This window comes from Stenotrophomonas sp., assembly GCF_032061965.1.
GTDB lineage: Bacteria > Pseudomonadota > Gammaproteobacteria > Xanthomonadales > Xanthomonadaceae > Stenotrophomonas.
Genome location: NZ_DAMBEF010000009.1, coordinates 24,485 through 43,812, shown reverse-complemented (window position 1 = coordinate 43,812; position 19,328 = coordinate 24,485). Strand labels below are relative to the sequence as shown.

At 66.6% G+C, this 19,328-nt stretch carries 15 protein-coding genes; 7 read left to right on the top strand and 8 right to left on the bottom strand.

What is annotated here, in order from left to right:
* Positions 1-35 precede the first annotated feature (35 nt).
* On the top strand, positions 36-995 hold the full coding sequence (locus RT460_RS06735; protein ID WP_313318033.1) for a TerC family protein: 960 nt from the start codon (positions 36-38) through the stop codon (positions 993-995).
* 94 nt (positions 996-1,089) lie between these two features.
* Positions 1,090-1,887 carry a rhomboid family intramembrane serine protease gene (locus RT460_RS06730; protein WP_313317950.1) on the top strand — a complete coding sequence of 266 codons (798 nt, stop codon included), beginning with the start codon at positions 1,090-1,092 and terminating at the stop codon, positions 1,885-1,887.
* Between the two features lie 12 nt (positions 1,888-1,899).
* Here RT460_RS06730 and leuE read toward each other — a convergent pair whose 3' ends face one another.
* On the bottom strand, positions 1,900-2,532 hold the full coding sequence (leuE, locus tag RT460_RS06725; RefSeq protein ID WP_313317949.1) for a leucine efflux protein LeuE: 633 nt from the start codon (positions 2,530-2,532) through the stop codon (positions 1,900-1,902).
* Positions 2,533-2,561: 29 nt separating this feature from the next.
* On the bottom strand, positions 2,562-3,107 hold the full coding sequence (locus RT460_RS06720; protein ID WP_313317948.1) for a nucleoside 2-deoxyribosyltransferase domain-containing protein: 546 nt from the start codon (positions 3,105-3,107) through the stop codon (positions 2,562-2,564).
* A 120-nt stretch (positions 3,108-3,227) separates the two neighbouring features.
* Here RT460_RS06720 and rmuC point away from each other — a divergent pair, with 120 nt between their 5' ends.
* On the top strand, positions 3,228-4,766 hold the full coding sequence (rmuC, locus tag RT460_RS06715) for a DNA recombination protein RmuC (protein ID WP_313317947.1): 1,539 nt from the start codon (positions 3,228-3,230) through the stop codon (positions 4,764-4,766).
* Between the two features lie 275 nt (positions 4,767-5,041).
* Complete coding sequence (locus RT460_RS06710; RefSeq protein WP_313317946.1) at positions 5,042-5,587, top strand: glutathione peroxidase; 546 nt, start codon at positions 5,042-5,044, stop codon at positions 5,585-5,587.
* Between the two features lie 169 nt (positions 5,588-5,756).
* Here the strand turns inward: RT460_RS06710 and RT460_RS06705 are convergent, their stop codons facing one another.
* The 6 genes from RT460_RS06705 to RT460_RS06680 all read right to left on the bottom strand — a co-directional run bounded on the left by RT460_RS06705 (position 5,757) and on the right by RT460_RS06680 (position 9,999).
* Positions 5,757-6,758 carry an MlaA family lipoprotein gene (locus RT460_RS06705; RefSeq protein WP_313317945.1) on the bottom strand — a complete coding sequence of 334 codons (1,002 nt, stop codon included), beginning with the start codon at positions 6,756-6,758 and terminating at the stop codon, positions 5,757-5,759.
* A gap of 1 nt (position 6,759) precedes the next feature.
* Positions 6,760-7,086 carry an STAS domain-containing protein gene (locus tag RT460_RS06700; RefSeq protein ID WP_313317944.1) on the bottom strand — a complete coding sequence of 109 codons (327 nt, stop codon included), beginning with the start codon at positions 7,084-7,086 and terminating at the stop codon, positions 6,760-6,762.
* Positions 7,058-7,726: an ABC transporter substrate-binding protein gene (locus RT460_RS06695; protein WP_313317943.1), complete on the bottom strand. Its 669-nt coding sequence runs from the start codon at positions 7,724-7,726 to the stop codon at positions 7,058-7,060. The genes RT460_RS06700 and RT460_RS06695 overlap by 29 nt, the downstream gene beginning before the upstream one ends.
* Positions 7,723-8,247, bottom strand: coding sequence for an outer membrane lipid asymmetry maintenance protein MlaD (gene mlaD / locus RT460_RS06690; protein ID WP_313317942.1), 525 nt, complete (start codon positions 8,245-8,247; stop codon positions 7,723-7,725). The genes RT460_RS06695 and mlaD overlap by 4 nt, the downstream gene beginning before the upstream one ends.
* 104 nt (positions 8,248-8,351) lie before the next feature.
* Positions 8,352-9,101 carry an MlaE family lipid ABC transporter permease subunit gene (locus RT460_RS06685; protein WP_313317941.1) on the bottom strand — a complete coding sequence of 250 codons (750 nt, stop codon included), beginning with the start codon at positions 9,099-9,101 and terminating at the stop codon, positions 8,352-8,354.
* Positions 9,102-9,201: 100 nt separating this feature from the next.
* Positions 9,202-9,999: an ABC transporter ATP-binding protein gene (locus tag RT460_RS06680; protein WP_313317940.1), complete on the bottom strand. Its 798-nt coding sequence runs from the start codon at positions 9,997-9,999 to the stop codon at positions 9,202-9,204.
* 225 nt (positions 10,000-10,224) lie between these two features.
* On the opposite strand from RT460_RS06680, the gene recC reads away from it, so the two are divergent.
* From recC to recD, 3 genes are read left to right on the top strand one after another with little or no spacing between them, the layout of a single operon-like run.
* A complete protein-coding gene (gene recC / locus RT460_RS06675) occupies positions 10,225-13,587 on the top strand; it encodes an exodeoxyribonuclease V subunit gamma (protein ID WP_313317939.1) in 3,363 nt (1,120 codons plus the stop codon).
* Entirely contained in the window at positions 13,584-17,210 is a 3,627-nt protein-coding gene (recB, locus tag RT460_RS06670; protein WP_313317937.1) for an exodeoxyribonuclease V subunit beta, read from the top strand. The genes recC and recB overlap by 4 nt, the downstream gene beginning before the upstream one ends.
* The gene (gene recD / locus RT460_RS06665; RefSeq protein WP_313317936.1) at positions 17,207-19,246 is read left to right on the top strand and encodes an exodeoxyribonuclease V subunit alpha; all 2,040 of its coding nucleotides are present in this window, start codon (positions 17,207-17,209) and stop codon (positions 19,244-19,246) included. Before recB ends, recD begins: the two co-directional genes overlap by 4 nt.
* Positions 19,247-19,328 lie beyond the last annotated feature (82 nt).

Here is a 19,328-nt window from a genome sequence, read left to right as displayed (position 1 = left end):
GAGTTATCCCCGTTCACGACCGGAATTTCCCCATGATGCAGACAATTGGTAATCCCTGGCTTTGGGGCGGCTTCATTGCCGTCGTCATCGTCGCCCTGCTTGTCGACCTGGTGCTGATGCGCCACGGCGGCCCGCACAAGGTCACCTTCAAGGAGGCCATGTATTGGTCGCTGGGCTGGGTGGCGCTTGCCTTGGCCTTCAATGGTGGCCTCTGGTACTACCTGAACGAGACCGCCGGTGCGGCCGTGGCCAACGAGATCGGCCTGCAGTTCCTGACCGGTTACCTGATCGAAAAAGCCTTGGCGGTGGACAACATCTTTGTCTTCCTGCTGATCATGGGCTACTTCGCGGTGCCTGAGACGCAACGTCAGCGCGTGCTGATCATCGGCATCCTGGGTGCGATCGTGCTGCGTACGATCATGATCTTCGCCGGTTCCGTGTTGGTCACCCAATTCCATTGGTTGCTCTATGTATTCGGTGCCTTCCTGTTGTTCACCGGTTGGAAGATGTGGTTTGCCGCCGGCGAAGAACCCAGCCTGGACAACAACCCGGCGCTGAAATTCATGCGTAAGCACCTGCGCATCAGCCACGAGTACAACGGCAACCGCCTGGTCACCGAGAAGAACGGCGTGCGCTGGTTCACCCCGATGTTCGTGGTGCTGATCCTGATCGCGGTCACCGACGTGATCTTTGCGGTGGACTCGATCCCGGCCATCTTCGCCATCACCACCGACCCGTTCATCGTGCTGACCTCCAACGTATTTGCGGTGCTGGGCCTGCGTGCGATGTTCTTCCTGCTGGCCGGCATGGCCGACCGCTTCCACCTGTTGCCTTACGGCCTGGCGGTCATCCTGGCCTTCATCGGTACCAAGATGCTGCTGATCGACCTGTTCAAGATCCCGGTGCCGGTGTCGCTGGGTGTGGTCGCCGCGATCCTGGTGGTCACCGTGGTCCTGAGCCTGAAGATCCCGCCTAAGGGCGGCCACAAGGCTTGATGCTGCACCGCCGGCGGGATTGTCCCGCCGGTGGCACGCCGGTTCCCATGCGCGGCGCCCTTGCATTCGCAGGGGCTGCCGCAATCCCTTGATCATGGACACGCCAACCTTGCCCGACAACGGCCGGATCGATCAGACCCCGGCCACCCTTGCCCGCAACGACCGCAGTCGCGTGCTGCGGGCATTCAACCTGAGCCTGGGGTTCGTACTGCTGCTGGTGGTGATGTTCACCCTCCAGACCAGTGGGTGGGATTGGCGTGGCTGGGCGGTGGCACCGCTGGACGCCAAGGGCCTGTGGGGTGTGTTGGGCGCGCCGCTGCTGCACGGCTCGGTCGAGCACCTGGGTGCCAATGCGGTCGCCCTGCTGATCCTCGGCACCTTGGCCGGCAGCGTCTATCCCAAGGCGACGCTGCGCGCGTTGCCCCTGCTGTGGATAGGCTCGGGACTGGGTGCCTGGTTGCTGGGCGATATCGGCAGTCACCACCTGGGCGCCAGCGGTGTGACCCACGGCTTGATGTTCCTGGTGTTCATACTCGGCCTGCTGCGCCGCGACCGGCCGGCAATTGCCGCCAGCCTGATCGGCTTCCTGTTCTACGGCAGCATGCTGATCACCATCCTGCCGCACGAACCGGGCGTGTCCTGGCAATCACATATGGGCGGCGCCGCCGCCGGTGTCATTGCTGCGCTGTTGTTCCGCAATGCCGACCCGCAGGCACCGCGCAAGCGCTACAGCTGGGAAGATGAAGAAGAGGAGCAGTTGGCGCAGGACGATGGCGAGCTGGAGCCGCCGTCACCGCAGAACGTGCCGGTGCTGTGGGAGCCGCGCGAAGGCCGCGATTACGTGGTGCTGCAGTTCCCACCGCGTGACGACAAGCAGCGCCCGCAGGACTGAAGCCATCGGGGCTCAGGCCCCGTCCAGCCCAAGCCGCACGCCAAAAACCACCAGGCAGATGCCGACAGCGCGCCGCAGCCATACCCCGACACGCGGGTAGCCGGCCAGGCGCCGGGCGATGAATTGCCCACCGAAGATCAACACCGAGCACCAGCCGATGCTGAGCAGGGCGATCAGCACCGCCATCGTCGCCAGGGTCAGTGCGCCGCGCTGGCGAACCGGGTCGATGAACAGCGGAAAGAACGCCATGTAGAACAGGATGGCCTTCGGGTTGAGCACGCCGACCAGCAGCGCCTGGCGGAACCAGCGCCGGCCATGCTGGACCGGTGCGGACTCGCCGGCGGCGGCCACCGCCGGCTCACGCAGCAGGTTGATGCCGACCCAGATCAGGTAGGCAGCACCTACATAGCGCAGCCCGGCAAACAGCAGCGGATGTGCCTGCAGCAGCGCGGCCACGCCGGTGGCGGCGATGGCGATCAGGATCTGGTCGCCCAGCATCAGACCCGCCAGCGTCGCATAACCGGCGCGCACGCCGCCGCGCGCAGTGGCGGTGAGCAGGGTGAAGGTGCCCGGACCGGGCAGCATCAGGAACAGGATGACGGCCACCACGAAGGTGCCCAGGTCGTTGATGCCCATCCACGGCATGGTGGTTCTCCGAATGTCTCAGTGGGGGCTCAGGGCGCGCGCTGTTCGGCCAGGCGCTGCTTGACCGCAGCGATCAGCGTCGGCAGGTCATCAAAGCGCGGCACGCCGTAACGGTCGCCGGTGATGTCCAGGTTGCCCTTGCGCCAGTAGCCGGCGGGCGCCGCTACCAGCAGCTTGCCCGAGCGCGCGTACAGGCCGAATTCGAGCAGGGTGATCGGGCTCTGTGTACCCGGCGCGAAGTACATCAGCACGATGTCGGTCTGTTCCAGCGCGGCCAGTTCCCATTCCACCTGGCGGCGGAATTCGGGCTCATCGGCCTCGGCGCGCCAGGCCGGGTTCCAGTCGCCACGGCGCGGGTTGAGCATCAGCACGCCCTCGTCGGCCAGCGCGTCGCGCACCTGTTGCTGCCAATCACCTGCCTTGCCCATCTCGATGCTGCCGGCCAGGAATACCTTGGGCCGCGCGTCCGCCGAAGGCAGCGGCTGCGGCGAGGTAACGGTCTGCGATTCGGATGCCAGGGCTGCCAGCGGCAACAGGGACAGCAGGCACGACAACAGCAGCGGCAACGGCTTCATGGGGGGCAGCGGCAGGGTGGGGAGGCACATGATCGCAGATGCGTGCCGGCGGTAGTTTTCGCTGCCGGTCCGGACGCGGCCGGGATCAGCTTGTGAGACCGGCAGGGCTACACTTGCCGCATGCAAACTGAAACCCTGATCCTCGGCGGCCTGTTGCTTGCCGTCCTCGTGCTGCAACTGTTGTTGCTGCTGCGCCGTACCGACAATTCCACGCTGGAAACCGCCCTGCGCGAAGAGCAGCGCAGTGGTCGCGGCGAATTGCGCGAACAGCTGGAAACCATGGCGCGGCAACAGGACATCCGCATCGATGGCTTCGGCCGCAACCTCACCGATCTGTCCACCCGCACCGACCAACGCCTGGACCTGCTGCGCGACAGCCTCAACGACGACGCCCGCAAGGGCCGCGAGGAAACCGCCAACGCCCAGCAGTTGCTGGCGCAGTTGCTGGGCACCCGCCTGCAGGACGTGCGCGGCCAGCTCGACGTGTTCGGCCAGCAGCAGGAAGCGCGCATGGAAGCCTTCGCCCGCCAGCTGGCGGGCCTGCAGCAGAGCCTGGTCGAGGAAACCCGCAAGGGCCGCGAAGAGGGCGCACAGGTACAGCTGCGCTTCGGCGAAACCCTCAACCAGAAGCTGGGCGAGCTGACCCAGCGCAACGAGCAGCGCATCACCGAAATGCGGCAGACCCTGGAAGCCCGCTTGAAGGACCTGCAGGGCGACAACGCTGCCAAGCTGGAACTGATGCGGCAGACCGTGGACGAGAAGCTGCAGAGCACGCTCAACACGCGCCTGGATTCCTCATTCAAGCTGGTCTCCGAGCGTCTGGAGCAGGTGCAGCGCGGGCTGGGCGAAATGCAACAACTGGCCACCGGTGTGGGCGACCTCAAGCGCGTGCTGAGCAACGTCAAGAACCGCGGCGGCTGGGGCGAAGTGCAGCTGGACAACATCCTCGAGCAGACCCTGACCGCCGAGCAGTACGCGCGCGGCGTCAAGCTGCGTGCCGACAGCGGCGAGATGGTGGATTTCGCCGTGCGCCTGCCCGGCCGCGGCGATGCCGATACGCCGGTGTGGCTGCCGATCGATTCCAAGTTTCCGCGCGAGGACTACGAGCGCCTGCTCGACGCGCAGGAAGCTGGCGACGTGGAGGCGGTGCGCAACAGTGGCAACCAGTTGGAGCGGGCGATCCGCATCCAGGCCAAGTCGATCAGCGACAAATACATCGTGCCGCCGCACAGCACCGACTTCGCAGTGATGTTCCTGCCGACCGAAGGTTTGTACGCGGAGATCATCCGTCGCGCAGGTCTGGTCGATGCCTTGCAGCGTGAGCACCGCGTGGTGATTGCCGGCCCGACCACGGTCACCGCGTTGTTGAACAGCTTGCAGATGGGCTTCCGCACCCTGGCCATCGAGCAGCGTTCCTCGGAAGTGTGGAGCCTGCTGGGCGCGGTGAAGAGCGAGTTCGGCAAGTTCGCCGGCATCCTTGAAAAGGCCGAGAAGCAGATCAACACCGTCGGCAAGAGCCTGGGCGACGCCAGCCGCAAGACGCGCACCATCGAGCGCAAGCTGCGTGGCGTGGAGTCGCTGTCCAGCGACGCCTCGCAGGCAATGCTGGGCACCGACGACGAAGCAGACGAAGACAGCCCCGAAAGCAGCGACAGCTGAGGTAGTGCCGAGCCATGCTCGGCAGGGCTCGACCAGCAAGGCCCAATGTAGTGCCGAGCCATGCTCGGCAGAGGCTCTACCGGTAATGCCCCAGCCGAGCACGGCTCGGCTCTACAGGTAAAGCGACAGCCGAGCATGGCTCGGCTCTACAGGTGAAGCGACAGCCGCATGGTTCGACACCACGACAGAACCCAGCGTTACAACCTGATGGTCGTGCCACCGCCACGGCCGCCGTTTATGCTTGGCCTTTCCCCAACCCCCAAGCAGGCAACCGCATGACCGCTTCCGTTTACGACATCGCGCTGACCACCATCGACGGCGCGCCGGCATCGTTGGCCGACTACCGCGGCAAGGTGCTGCTGGTGGTCAACACCGCCTCCAAGTGCGGCCTCACCCCGCAATACGAAGGCCTGGAAAAGCTGTACCGCGAAAAGAAGGATGCTGGCCTGGAAGTGCTGGGTTTCCCGGCCAACAACTTCAACGGCCAGGAGCCGGGCAGTGAGGACGAGATCAAGCAGTTCTGCGCCCTGACCTATGACGTCAGCTTCCCGATGTTCTCCAAAATCAGCGTTGCCGGTGCCGACATCCACCCGCTGTACCAGCAGCTGACCGCCGCGCAGCCGGCCGCCATCGGCGAAGGCCCGCTGCGCGAGAAGCTGGCTGGCTTCGGTATCGAGACCAACCCCGCCCCGGCGGTGCTGTGGAACTTCGAGAAGTTCCTGATCGGCAAGGACGGCACGGTCGTCGCCCGCTTCGCACCGGATACCACCGCCGATGACGAAGGCCTGCGCAAGGCGATCGACGCCGCCCTGGCGGCCTGATCCACACCGGCAGGAGCGGCGTAAGCGGCGAAGCAAGCAATCTGCACCGACCGCATCAAACGGCGAAATGCTGATGCAACGGCTTCGCCGCTGACGCAGCCCCCATGGACTGCAGCAAAGCAAAAAGCCCGGGTTTCCCCGGGCTTTTTCATCCATCGACATCCGCCGATCAATCGCCCCAATTGGGCATCGGCATCGCATCGACCGGGATCGGGGTCTGTTCGTCACCGTCGCGCTTGCCGCCATTACGCAGATCCTTTTCGATCTGATAACTGCGGCGCTGCAGCCACGCATCGCGGGTCAGTGCGTACTCGTCCACGGCGCTGTCACGCAGCGAATCCACCGCCATCAGCTGCGCACGCATGTCCACCAGCTGCAGGCCCTGCAGGCCGATGCGGACCTTGTCCATCTCGATCTGGCGCATCGGCGACAGCGGGATATCACCGGCCAGGCCGAACACGTCACGTACCGTACGCGGGCCAAAGAACGGCAGCTCGACATAGCGCGAACGACGCCAGCCCCACGCGCCCAGGGTTTGACCGAAGTCTTCGCTGCGCTTGGGCACCATGGCCTTGCTGGCCGGGTCGAACAGACCACCGATACCGAAGGTGGAGTTCATCAGGAAACGACCCAGCGTGTCCCAGGCATCATCAGCATGGCCCTGCAGCAGCTGGTTGACCATGGTCAACGGCGAGCGCAGGTTGCTGAAGAAGTTGCTCACGCCAGTACGCGCGAACTGCGGCACCACATTGACATAGGCCGTGGCCAGGGGGCGCGCGACGCCGCGGTCGACCGCATTGTTGAAGCGGTGGACGCCGCGGTTGTAGCGCTCCCACGGATCGTAGGCCGGTGCGCCTTCGGCCGTGGCACCGTTGTCGCTGCTGCTCGGTGTCGGGCCACCATACAGGGCGGCGAAGTCGTCTTCGGCATCGGTAGGCGCGGTACCACCGGCGGTATCGGCGACCGGCGTGCCCTGCGCTGCGTCGGCTGCGACCGGTGCGGGTTCGTCCTGGCTGACGGCGGTGCTGGCATCGTTGCTGGCCTGGACCTGATCAACGCCCTGTGGCGCGACGACAGTGGAGACCGGGGCAGCGTCGCGCGCCGGCTTGCCGGCGCAGGCAGCCAGCAGGGCGATGATCGCCAGAAGGGGGAGGTTACGCAGAATCGTCATGTCAGCTTCCTGCTGAAGAGGCATTGAAATCGAGGGAAGGCGACAGCCGGTAGGCGGCGCTCAATTCTTCCAGGCCGGCGGGGGCGCCCACCAGCCTGCCGCCGCCCTGTGCCCGCAGGCGCGCGGCAAGCTCGGCCAACAGCGCCAGCCCGGCGCTGTCCACGCGTTCCACCGCCTGCAGGTCCAGCGAGCGTGTTGCCCCCAGGCCACGTGCAAGCTGGGGCCACAAGGAAACCACCGCATCGCGGTCAAGCACGCCCGCCAACAGCAGCGTGTCGCCCTCGGTGCGATAGCGGGCGTTACCTGCCACTGGGGGCCGGGCCAGCATTGGCCTGGATGCTGCCGCTGCGCAGTTCGGTGGCCACCTGCTTGATCGACTTCTGTCGCAGCGGTGCGTCAAACTGGTTCTTGAAGGTCTGCACGTAGGAGATGCCTTCGATCATCACGTCGAAGATCTTCCACTGGCCGTCGACGTTGCGCATCAGGTACTCGACCGGGGTCGGCTCGCTGCCGGCGCGCACCAGTTCGGTGGACACCTTGACGCCGCGGTTGCCCGGCAGCGGCTGCTCGCTCTTGAGGCGGAAGCTTGGCTTGCCCTGGATATCGAGCAGGGCCGAGCCATAGCGCGACATCAGGTTGTCGGCCATCGCATCGGCGAACAGCTTGACGTCGGCATCGGCGGCGCCGCGGCCATGCACGCCCAGCACCAGGCGGGCGGCGTAGTCGCGGTCGAAACCACGGCTGAGCTCACCGTCGATGAAGCTGCGCAGGGTTGCCGGGTTGGCGCGGAACTCGGCGCGTCGCGTCTGCAGGGCGTTGATGATGCGGGTGCTGGAGTCCAGCACGGTGCGTGCGGCGGCCGAGGGCTGCGCGGCGGTGGCGGCCGGGCGCGTCTGCGCCAGCGTGACCGACGGTGCGGCGGCCAACAGGGCAGAAGCGAGCACGGCGGTAAGCAGTTTCACTTTCATGGTTGCGGTTCCGTAGCGGGCGCGTCTGCGCCGGGGGTTTCATTTGCAGCGCCAGCGTTGTTGCCGCCGCCGCTGAACATGTATTTGCCAACCAGCTGGATCAGGTCCACCGCCGGTTGGGTGAAGACGATCTCGTCACCGGACTTGAGCGCTTCCGGATCGCCACCGGGCTGCAGGCCGATGTAGCTCTCGCCCAACAGGCCGCTGGTGAAGATGCCGGCGGAGGTATCGGCGGGCAGGTCCTTGAACTTGTTGTCCAATGCTAGGGTGACGATGGAGTCGTATTTAACCGGGTCGAGCTGAATGTCAGCCACTTGGCCGATGGTCACACCGCCGACCTTCACTGGTGCCTGCGCACGCAGCTGGCCGATCTGGGTGAAACGGGCCTTGAGCACGTAGTCACCGCCGCCCATGCCGAAGCGCTGGTTGGTCGAGGCCACGGCCAGTACCAGCAGCGAGGCGAGGGCCAGCAGCAGGAAGGCGCCAACGGAAAATTCGAGTCTGGGTCCACGGATGGCCATGTTGTTATCTCACTCCTGATCCAGCAGATGCTTCGTAACAGTCGAAGCGGATTGTTCGTTTGGTCCCCGCGCCAGGGTGTGCGGGCGTTTGCGAGGAACAGGCATCACTGGAACAGCAATGCCGACAGCACGAAATTGAACATCAGCACCAGCAACGAGGCGTTCACCACCGCGCGGGTGGTGGCCACCGAGGTGCCTTCGATGGTCGGTTCGGCGTGGAAGCCGACATAGGCCGCCACCAGTGCCGCTGTACCGCCGAAGATCGCCGACTTGAGCAGGGCCACGGCGAAGTCGTCCCAGAAGTCGACGCTGCCGCGCAACCCCGACCAGAACGTGCCGTTGTCCTGGCCCAGGACATGCACGGCTTCGAAGTAGCCGCCCGCGATGGCCAGCGAACAGAAGATGCCGGTCAGCAATGGCACGGTCAGTACCGCCGCCCAGAAGCGCGGCGCAACCGCCTTGGCGACCGGGTCGATGGCCATCAGTTCCAGCGCCTTGATCTGGTCGGTGGCACGCATCAGCCCCAGTTCGGCGGCGATCGAGCTGCCGGCGCGGCCAATGAACAGCAGCGCGGTCAGCACTGGAGCCAGTTCGCGGTACAGCGACAGGCCGAGCAGGGTGGACAGCGCATCGGAGGCACCAAAGGTGGTGAGCGTGCGGTAGCCCTGCAGGGTCAGCACCAGGCCAACGAAGGCACCACCAACGGCAATGATCGGCAGTGAACGCGCGCCGATCTTGTAGATCTCGCGGATCAGCTCGGCCAGGAAGTCGCGGGTCGGCAGGGAACCGCGCAGCACCGTCAGCGAGAACAGGCCGGCACGACCCAGCGAGCGGATGGAGGAGGTGAAGGGCATCAGCTGGCGTCCCTTGAGGTACTGAAGGTGCTGGACGACATGCCCTTCTCCCGTTTACGGGAGAAGGTGCCCGAAGCGGACACCGCGTGCATCTTCAGCATCACGCGTTCTCCAATCCGTAATTGCGCGTGGGCGCATCAAACGGGATCGGGCCGTCCGGCTCGCCATGCAGGAACTGCCGCACCAGCGGGTCGGTGGTGGCCTGAAGCTCGTCCGGCGTACCGGAGAACACGATGCCGCCATTGGCGATCACCACGGCCTGATCGCAGATCGGCAGGGTTTCATGCACATGGTGGCTGACGATGATGCTGGTCAGGCCCAGGCTGTCGTTCAAACGCTGGATCAGGCTCATGATCACACCCGAGGCGATCGGGTCCAGCCCGGTCAGCGGCTCGTCGTAGATCATCAACGGCGGGTCCAGCGCCAAGGCGCGGGCCAGCGCCACACGCCGCGCCATGCCGCCGGATAGCTCACGCGGCCAGGCATCGGCAGCGGCCAGCAGGCCCACGGCATGCAGCTTCATCTGTACCAGGCGCCGCAGCACCGGCTCGGGCAGCCTGGTATGTGCCCGCAGCGGCAGCGCCACGTTGTCGGCCACGCTCAGGTCGGTCAGCAGGCCGTTGCCCTGCAGCAGCACGCCGACGTTCTTGCGCATCTCCAGCAGCTCACGGTTGCCGTGCGGGATATCCCGACCAAACAACTGCACGGTGCCGGAGACCGGCCGCAACTCACCGGTCAGTGCTGCCAACATGGTCGACTTGCCACTGCCCGACGGGCCCAGCACGGCGGTGATGCTGCCTTGCGGTACCTGCAGCGAAACATCGCGCAGAATGGTGCGTCCGCCGCGATCGATTCGCACGTTGGACAACTGCACCAAGGGAGTCCGAGCTGAGGGCATGATGGCCTTTAACGGAAAACCAACGTTCTAAGATTGCCAGCACCGCCTGAACATAAGCGTACTGGACCGTGCAGTATTGTCGCATTGCCAGCGTCCAACGCCATGCATACCTTGCGACTCTGACAGCAACAGTGTGTGCACGGGGTGGGAGAGTAAGGCGGCGGCAAATGTGCGCAACGCATTCATGTCTCGCCGCTTGCGATGCCACTGCGGCAAGATGGCGCGATGAGCAATGCCCCCGATTTTCGCCTGTACCACTCCAATGCCCTGGACGTGTTGGCCCAGCTGTTGGCCCACGCGCTGCGTGAGCCGGCGCCCGGCCAGCCCTTGTTGGCCGCCGATATCGTGCTGATCCCGCAGGTGGCGATGCGGCGCTGGCTGCAGTCCACCCTGGCGGCCGAGTACGGGGTGTCGGCCAACCTGGAATTCCTGACTCCCGGTGAGTTCGTCGCCAAGGCGCTGAAGGCCAATGTGCCGGGCGAGCGCGATGACCTGGGCGCCACCGGCCTGCACTGGCGGCTATATGGGGCGTTGACCGACAACACCGTGATGCAGAAACCGGCGATGGCCGGGCTGCGCGCCTACCTGGACCGCGATGATCCGCTGCGGCCCTGGGCGCTGGCGGCCGAGTTGGGCGGGGTGTTCGAGAAGTACCAGGCCTGGCGCCGTGATTGGCTGCTGCGCTGGGAGGACGGTGCCGAGCCGGACGACCCGCAGGCCATCCTGTGGCGGCATATCGCCGGTGGCCAGAATTACCGCGCGCGCCGCATCAACGACTATCTGGCCCGCTTCGAAGGCGAGCACCAGCCCTTGCCGCAGGGCCTGCCGCAGCGGCTGTTCGCCTTCGCCACGCTCAATGTCTCGCCGGACGTGCTGCGGGTGATCGCCACCCAGGCACGGGTCGGCACGCTGCACTTCTATATGCCGACGCCGACCCGCTCCTACTGGGGCGACCTGCAGACCTTGAAGGAAAAACTGCGCAGCGGGTTGGCCGAGCCGTTCGGCATCGAGGCCGGTGAGAACCCGTTGCTGCAGGCCTGGGGCGAGGCTGGCCGCGACTTCATGGCGGTGCTGGGCGATTACGAAGTGGTCCACCCCAGCGGCGAAATCGCCGCCTATGTCGATCCGGAAAGCATCCCGCTGCCCGGCCTGGATGCCGGTGGCCTTGGCGACAGCCTGCTGCATCGCCTGCAGGCCGACCTGTTCCATCGCCGCGCGCTGCCCTCGCCACCGCTGCTCGAAGCCTTGCGGCTGGACGACCCCAGCATCCAGATCCACGCCTGCCACACCCGCCTGCGCGAGATGCAGGTGCTGCACGAGCAACTGCGCGCGCTGCTGGAAGACCCGCGCTTCGATCCGCCGCTGCAGCCGCGCGAAATCGCCGTGCTGGCGCCGGATATCGATCCCTACGTGCCCTACCTGGAATCGGTGTTCGGCGGCCGTGGCGGCAACGATGCGCATATTCCGTGGGCGCTGGCCGATGCCAGCCCGCTGCAGGGCGAACCGCTGGCCGAGGTCTTCGTGCAGCTGTTGGGCCTGCCGGTATCGCGCTTTGGTCTCAATGAAATCCTCGACCTGCTGTCCAGCGCACCACTGGCGACCGCCTCTGGCCTGGACGCGGCGGCCTTCGAACGCCTGCACGCCTGGTTGCAGGCCGCCGGCGCACGCTGGGGGCTGGACGCAAAGCACCGTCAGCAGCATCAGGCACCGGCCGACGATGCCTACACCTGGCAGTTCGCGCTGGACCGGCTGCTACTCGGCCACGCCAGCGGCAGCGATGAGGACATCGGCGGTGTCGCCCCGTGGCCGGAACTGGAAGGTGGCGGCCTGGCCGCGCTGGATGCGCTGATCCGCCTGCTGCGGGTGCTGGCCCGCCACCAGAAGACCCTGGCCGAAGCCCTGAGCCCCAACCAATGGCGTGAGCGCCTGCTCGGCCTGTTGAACGCACTGCTGCCTGAAAACCCGAGCGAGCCGTCCGCCGTGCGCGCGCTGGACCGGCTGCGCAAACTGGTCAACGAGTTTGCCGAGGAAGCCACCAAGGCCGGCTTTGATGCGTCGGTGCCGGCCGACGTGGTGCGTGCGCATTTCGCCTCGGTATTGTCAGAGGCCGATACCCGCGCGCCGCTGCTCACCGGCGGCATCAGCTTCGGCCGCATGGTGCCGATGCGCCTGCTGCCGTTCCGGGTGATCTGCGTATTGGGTTTGAACGATGGCGATTTCCCCCGCCGCGACCCGGCCGCCGGCCTGAGCCGGCTTACCGCCGAACTCGGCACCGAGCGCCGCCGTTATGGCGATCGCTCGCTGCGCGAGGACGATCGCTTCCTGTTCCTGCAGCTGTTCGCCTCCGCCCAGGAAGTGTTCTACCTGAGCTATCTGGGCGCCGATGCCCGCGACGGCAGCGTGCGTGAGCCGTCGGTGCTGGTCAGTGAACTGGTCAATGCGGCGGCCGCCTATCACCAGGATCCCGCCGCTGCCCGCAAGCAGCTGGTGGTGCGGCACCCGCTGCAGCCGTTTGCCCCGGCCGCGTTTGGTGGCGATGGCGAACCGCGGCGTTTCAGCTACCGGCGCCAGTGGCACCCGGCCGCCAGTGCGGTCGGCGGCAGCCGCCAGCGCCTGGCACCGTGGTTCGACGGCCCGCTGGACGCACCGCTGCCCAGCGCGCTCAACGACGACAGCCTGTCGCTGGACGCACTGCGGCGCTTTCTCAGCGACCCGGCGGGGCAGTTCCTCAGCCAGCGCCTGGGTTTGCGTCTGGCGGGCGAAATCGACGACAGCGAAGACGTCGAGCCGCTGCTGGTGCCCGGCGGTGGCCGTCTGCATTCCTCCTTGCAGCAGCACGTGCTCAGCGCACTGCTGCAGGGCCGCGAAGCCGGCCTGTACCAGCGCCTGCGTGCGCGCGCGCTGCTGCCTTCGGGTGCATTGGGACGGCAGCAGTTCGAACGCATGCTCAGCCGCATCCGTCCCTGTGCGGAGGCGTTTTCGCAGTGGTACGACGGCCAGCCGCTGGACTCGCAACGCTACGAAGTGGAGCTGGATGGCGTGCGCCTGCATGGGCGTGTCGATCAAATCCATCCACAGGGGCTGGTGCGCCTGCATGCGGGCTCCGCAGGTGTGGCCTATGTGCTGCGCGGCGGCCTGGATTGGCTGTTGGCCAACGCCGCGGGAACACCGTCGGCGATGCTGCAGTTCCATGACAACGGGCAGGCCGGCTATGGCCCGCACCACTTGCCGGAGCTGTCGCCAGAAGCCGCACAAACAGCCTTGAAAGCCTTGCTGCAGCTACGTTCCGAAGGCATGCAACAGCCGCTGCTGTTTGCCCCGTACACCGGCTGGGACATCTACAACGCTGCCGATGACAAGCGTGAAAGCGCTGCCCAGGCGCGCTGGTTCGGCAGCGAACACAGCTGGGGCGAGCGCAATGGCGAAGCCCTGCAACTGGCCTTGCGCGGCCGCGATCCGTTCGCTTCGCCGGCCACTGCACACAGGTTTATCCACAACGCCTTGTTGATATTCACCGCCCTGCGCGAGGGCCGCGTATTGCCCGATTTTGACGACCAAACCGATGCTGTCACCGGAGCTGGCGCATGAGCACTGACGCGCTGCAATCCGATCCCTATCTGCACCTGCCGCTGGATGGCCTGCGCCTGATCGAGGCCAGCGCCGGCACCGGCAAGACCTTCACCGTGGCCACACTGTTCACCCGTTTGGTGGTGGAGCAGGGCCTGCGCATGGGCCAGATCCTGGCGGTGACCTTTACCGATGCAGCCACCCAGGAGCTGCGCAAGCGCATCCGCGAGCGGCTGGAACTGGCCGCGCGCGTGGTCGACAGTAGTCCCGCAGACGACGACAGCCCGGAAACCACGCTCACCCGCGCCATCCTGCAACGTCATCTGCAACAAGGCAGCGAAACCGCCGCACAGCTGGGCCGGCGCCTGCGCATTGCCGCCGAAGAAACCGACCTGGCCTCGATCTTCACCATCCACGGCTTCTGCACGCGGGTGCTGGGCGAATACGCGCTGGAGAGCGGCCACACCTTTGCCGCGCCCGAGCTGCTGGCCAATACCCGCGCGCTGCATGACGAGTTGGCGGCCGACCTGTGGCGCCTGCATGCAGGGCAGGGCGAGCATCTGGAGGCCTTGCTGGGCCTGTGGAAAAGCCCAGATGCCCTGGCCCGTGATCTGCTCGCACTGGCCGCCGAGCTGCCGCTTTATCCACAGCCACCGCAGACCCTGATCGAAGACACGCGCCCCTTCCGCGACGGCGCCGCGCAGCGTCTTGCCGCCGGCATTGAAGAACACGGCGAGAGCTACCTGCAGCAACTGCGTGGCGCGCTTGATGGCGGCATCCTCAACAAGGCCAGCTACAAAGCCGACTGGATCGAGCCGCTGTTCCAGCAACTGCTGCAGTGGAGCCGCCATCCGGATCCAGGCGCCGAGCTGGATGAGCGTCTGGAGCGGCTGACGCTGGAGGCACTCACCGCCAAGACCAACAAGGCCAAGGCCGGCAGCACCCCGCAATCGCCGTTGCAGCCACTGATTGCCGACTACCTGCAGGCGCTGGCGCAGGTCACGCAGTGGCAGCGCCAGCAATCCATCGTGCTGCTGCACCAGCTGCGCGGCGAGGTCCGCCAGCGTCTGGCCAAGCTCAAGCAGCTGCGCCGCCAGCAGACCTATGACGATCTGATCGACAACGTCGCCAATGCCCTGCACGGCCCGCATGGCGCGCATCTGGCCGAACGCCTGCGCGCGCAGTACCGCTTTGCGCTGGTTGACGAATTCCAGGACACCGACCCGCGCCAGTGGGACATCTTCCGCCGCATCTTCGCCGCGGACGACGAGGCCGCCGCACTGTTCCTGATCGGCGACCCCAAGCAGGCCATCTACGGCTTCCGTGGCGGCGACGTGCATACCTATCTGCAGGCCAAGGCGCTGGCCGAAGCGGCGCCGGCGCTGGACCGCAACTTCCGCTCGCGTCCCGGCGTGCTGCGCGCGATCCAGGCGCTGTACGACAATGCTGGCCCCGAGGCCTTCCTCGACGAACGCATCCAGTTCGAGCCGGTCCTGCCGGGCAGCAAGCGCAGCGACGCCGACTATCTGTTCGATGGCGAACCCGCCCCCGCGCTGACCCTGCAGTTGATTGCCGCTGATGCCGATGGCAAACCCTTGAAGGCCGACGCCTCGCGCGATGCTGCCACCGCGGCTTGTGTTGCAGATATCCACAGGGTGCTCAGCGCTGCCCGCGAAGGCCGCGCGCTGGTCGATGGCAAACCGGTGCAGCCGGGCGATATCGCCGTGCTGGTGCGCTCGCACAAGGAAGCCTCGCGCGTGCAACAGGCCTTGGCCGCACTGGGCATCCCGGCGGTAGCCGCCGGCAAGCAGAGCCTGTTTGCCAGCGCCGAAGCCCACGAACTGCGCCTGCTGTTGCTGGCCCTGCTGCAACCGGCCGACGAAGGCCGCCTGCGCGCCGCGCTGGCCACCGTGCTGCTGGGCGAGAGCGCCGCCCGCATCGCCGCGATGGAATACGAAGGCGAACAACAGCGCCTGCACCAGGAGCGCCTGCTGCAATGGCGCGAGCGCTGGCAGCGCGGCGGCGTGCTGGCCCTGCTGTCGGACCTGTGCGCCGAACAGGCCGAGCGCCTGTTGCTGCTGATCGACGGCGAGCGCCGCCTGACCAACTACCTGCAGCTGGCCGAAACCCTGCAGGAAGCCAGCAACCGCAGCATCGGCCTGCACGGCCTGCTGGACTGGCTGCAGACCCAGATCGCGCACGCCGACGAAGGCGACGAAGCGCAGCTGCTACGTTTGGAATCGGACGCACGCCGCGTGCAGATCATCACCCTACACAAGAGCAAGGGCCTGGAATACCCGCTGGTCTACCTGCCCTTCGTCGGCATCGCCACCAATGCGCCGGACAGCAGCAACCACCGCACCGTGCACGATGGTCAACAACGCGTGCTGCACTGGAAGATCGACAAGGAAGACCCGGACTGGAAGGCCATCGGCCAACAGGTCAACGCCGATGAAGAAGCCGAGACCGCGCGCCTGCTCTACGTCGGCCTGACCCGCGCCGAGCATGCCTTGTGGATAAGTGGTGGCGCATTGACCGGGCTGGCCAGCTCGCGGCTGGGGCCGATGCTGCAGGGCTTGCCGGCGCATGCCGACATCGCGGTGATCGAAGGCGACACCGGCCCGGCGCCGGCGCGGCTGCCACCCGAGCGCGAGCAGGCGCTGCCGCCGGTGCGCGACGTACGCCGCAGCGTGCCGCACGACTGGTGGGTGTACAGCTTCACCCAGCTGGCCCATGCCGAAGGCGGCCACGACACCGCCGCCGCCTCTACCGAAGACAGCGGCGGTGCCGCCGACGAACCGGCGCAGGTCGATGTGGATGCCGAACCGGCCAGCGAGGCCAGCACCGCACAGCCGGAAGTATTCGATCCGCGTTTTGCCGGCAGCCGCTTCGGCAACGTGCTGCATGCCGCGCTGGAAAACGTCGACTTCGGTGCCTGGCGCGACTGGCAGCCCGGCGATGCGGCACCGGAGGGGCAGGCCGAGATCATCGAGAAAGCCATGCGCGCCGATGGCTATATCGACGAAGAAATCGCCGACGGCGTGGCGCTGCTGACCCAACTGATCGGCCAGACCCTGACCGTCACCCTGCCCGAAGGCGGCGCCCTGCATTCGCTGGGCGAGGGCGAGCGCCGCGCTGAAATCGAGTTCCACTTCGCCATGCAGCCGACCACGGTGCCGGCACTGCTGCGCGTGCTGCATGCACACGGGGTGGTGCGTGGCCGCCAAGGCTTTGGCCTGCGCCGCCAGCTGGAAGGGCTGATGACCGGCAAGATCGACCTTACCTACGTCCGCGACGGGCGTTGGTATGTGCTCGACTACAAATCCAACCGCCTGCCCGATTACGCCCCGGCGCAACTGGACGCGGCCATGCGGCATAGCGAATACGACCTGCAGGCACTGATCTACACCGTGGCCCTGCATCGTTGGTTGCGCTTCCGCATCGGTGCTGGTTACGACTATGCGCGTGATTTCGGCGGCATCCGCTACCTGTTCTGCCGCGGCCTGGATGCAACACGCACGCCATCGCCGGGCCTGTACGCGCACAACTTCGCCGCGGAACTGGTGCACGCCGTGGATGAATTGTTTGCCGGTGGTCGCGACGGCCACGCGGCCTTGTTGGCACGACTGGGAGGCGAGGCATGAGCCTGCTGGCCGCATTGAACAAAGCCGGTGCGTTGCGCGCGCTGGATCATGCCCTGGCGCAGAGCCTGCGCCGCCTGGACCCGGAAACACCGGATGCGGTGCTGGCGGCAGCAGCCTTGGCGTCGCTGGCGGTATCGCAGGGCCACGCCGGCTTTGATCCGACCCAGCCGCAGCGGCTGGTGGATGCCGGCGTGGAATGGCCGGCGGCCGAAGCGTGGATTGCACAGCTGGCTGCATCGAAGTGGATAGCCAGTGCTGTGGATAACAACGCGGCGTCGGAACAGGCGCCGCTGGTCTGGGAAAACGGCTTGCTGTACCTGCGCCGCTATCGTGAGTACGAGCGCCGCTTGGCAACGGGCTTGCAGCGGATCGGCCAGGCACCGGTTGTTGGCGGCGATGTTGCCGGCTTGGCGGAAGTGTTTGCGCGCTTGTTTCCGGGGCAAGCCGTTGCATCGCAAACAGATCTGTTAGGCGCACCCTCACCCCAGCCCTCTCCCGGAGGGAGAGGGGGCCAGAAGCGTGCAGCGCCGCAAGACCCACAGACCTCAGCGCAGTCGGATCTCTTCCTTCTCCCGCCTGCGGGAGATCAAAGGGCCTGCCCCCGCGAAGGCGGGGGTGGCCGAAGGGCGGATGAGGGGAAGCTTTTAGATCACCAAGCCCGCGCCGCAGCCACCGCCCTGCGCCATAACCTGCTGCTGATCACCGGCGGCCCCGGCACCGGCAAGACCACCACCATCACCCGCCTGCTGGTGCTGCTGGCCGCACAGGCGCAGGCGGCAAACCAGCCGGCCCCGCGCGTCGCCCTGGCTGCACCCACCGGCCGCGCTGCCGAACGCATGGCCGAAAGCCTGCGCCACGCCCTGCAGAAGCTGCCGGCCGCCGGTATCGACAGCGCCCTGTGCGAACAACTGCCCAGCACCGGCACCACCTTGCACCGCCTGCTCGGGGTGATCCCGGATTCCCCGCGCTTCCGTCACCACGCCGACAACCCATTGCCCTACGAGGTCATCGTGGTCGACGAAGCCTCGATGATCGATCTGCCATTGATGACCAAGCTGGTCGAAGCAATCGCCCCAGGCACGCGGCTGGTGCTGCTCGGCGATCCCGACCAGTTGCCGTCGGTGGAAGCCGGCGACGTACTCAGCGCCATCCTGCGTGCCGCCGGTGATGGCCAGCGCAGCAACGCGGCCGATGCCGAAGCTCTGCGCACACTGCTGGGCGAACTGCCAGCCGAGGCGATCGAAACCAAACCTTCTGACTTCGCCGGAGCCCGCGTGCAATTGCAGCGCGGCTACCGCCAGAGTGAAGCCCTGCAGCTGGCGCCACTGGCCAATGCCATGCGCGACGGCGATGCGGGGCAGGCATTGGCCTTGCTGCGCGAGGCGCAACTGGCCGGCGTGCATTTCCACGAAGGCGATATCGATCCGCTGCAGGCCTGGCGCGAGCCGCTGCAGCAGTACTGGCAGTCACTGGCCGATGCCGCCAGCCCGGCCGATGCACTGGCGCTGGCCGGCCGCATGCGCCTGCTCACTGCCGTGCGCGAAGGCCCGCAGGGCGCGCGCGGGCTCAATGCCCGCATCGAGGACCTGTTGGCCGGCAACCGCGGCCGCGCGCTGGGCCCGGGCTGGTTCCACGGTCGGCTGCTGATCATTGGCGAGAACAGCTACCGCCACCGTCTGTTCAACGGCGATGTCGGCATCTGCCTGCGTGATGGCAGCGGCATCAGCGCCTGGTTTCCCGGCGACGACCCGGCCAACCCGCGCGCCTTCCACCCGGCGGCATTGCCGCTGCACGAGAGCGCCTTCGCGATGACCGTGCACAAGGCACAGGGCTCGGAGTTCGACCAGGTCTGGCTGCAGCTGCCACGCCGCGATAACCGCGTGCTCAGCCGCGAGCTGCTGTACACCGGCATCACCCGCGCGCGAAATGGCCTGCATCTGGCAGGTAGCGCCGAGGTGATCGAAGCCGCGCTGGCCCGCCATGCCAGCCGCTGGTCGGGCCTGGCACAGCGCTTGGCGCCCGCTCTTTTGCAGTAGGCGAAGGGCAGTGCCTTGGAGCGGCCCCGATGTTGCCCGGGTAAGCGCAGCGCACCCGGGGCTGTTGGCTGACACTCTGAAA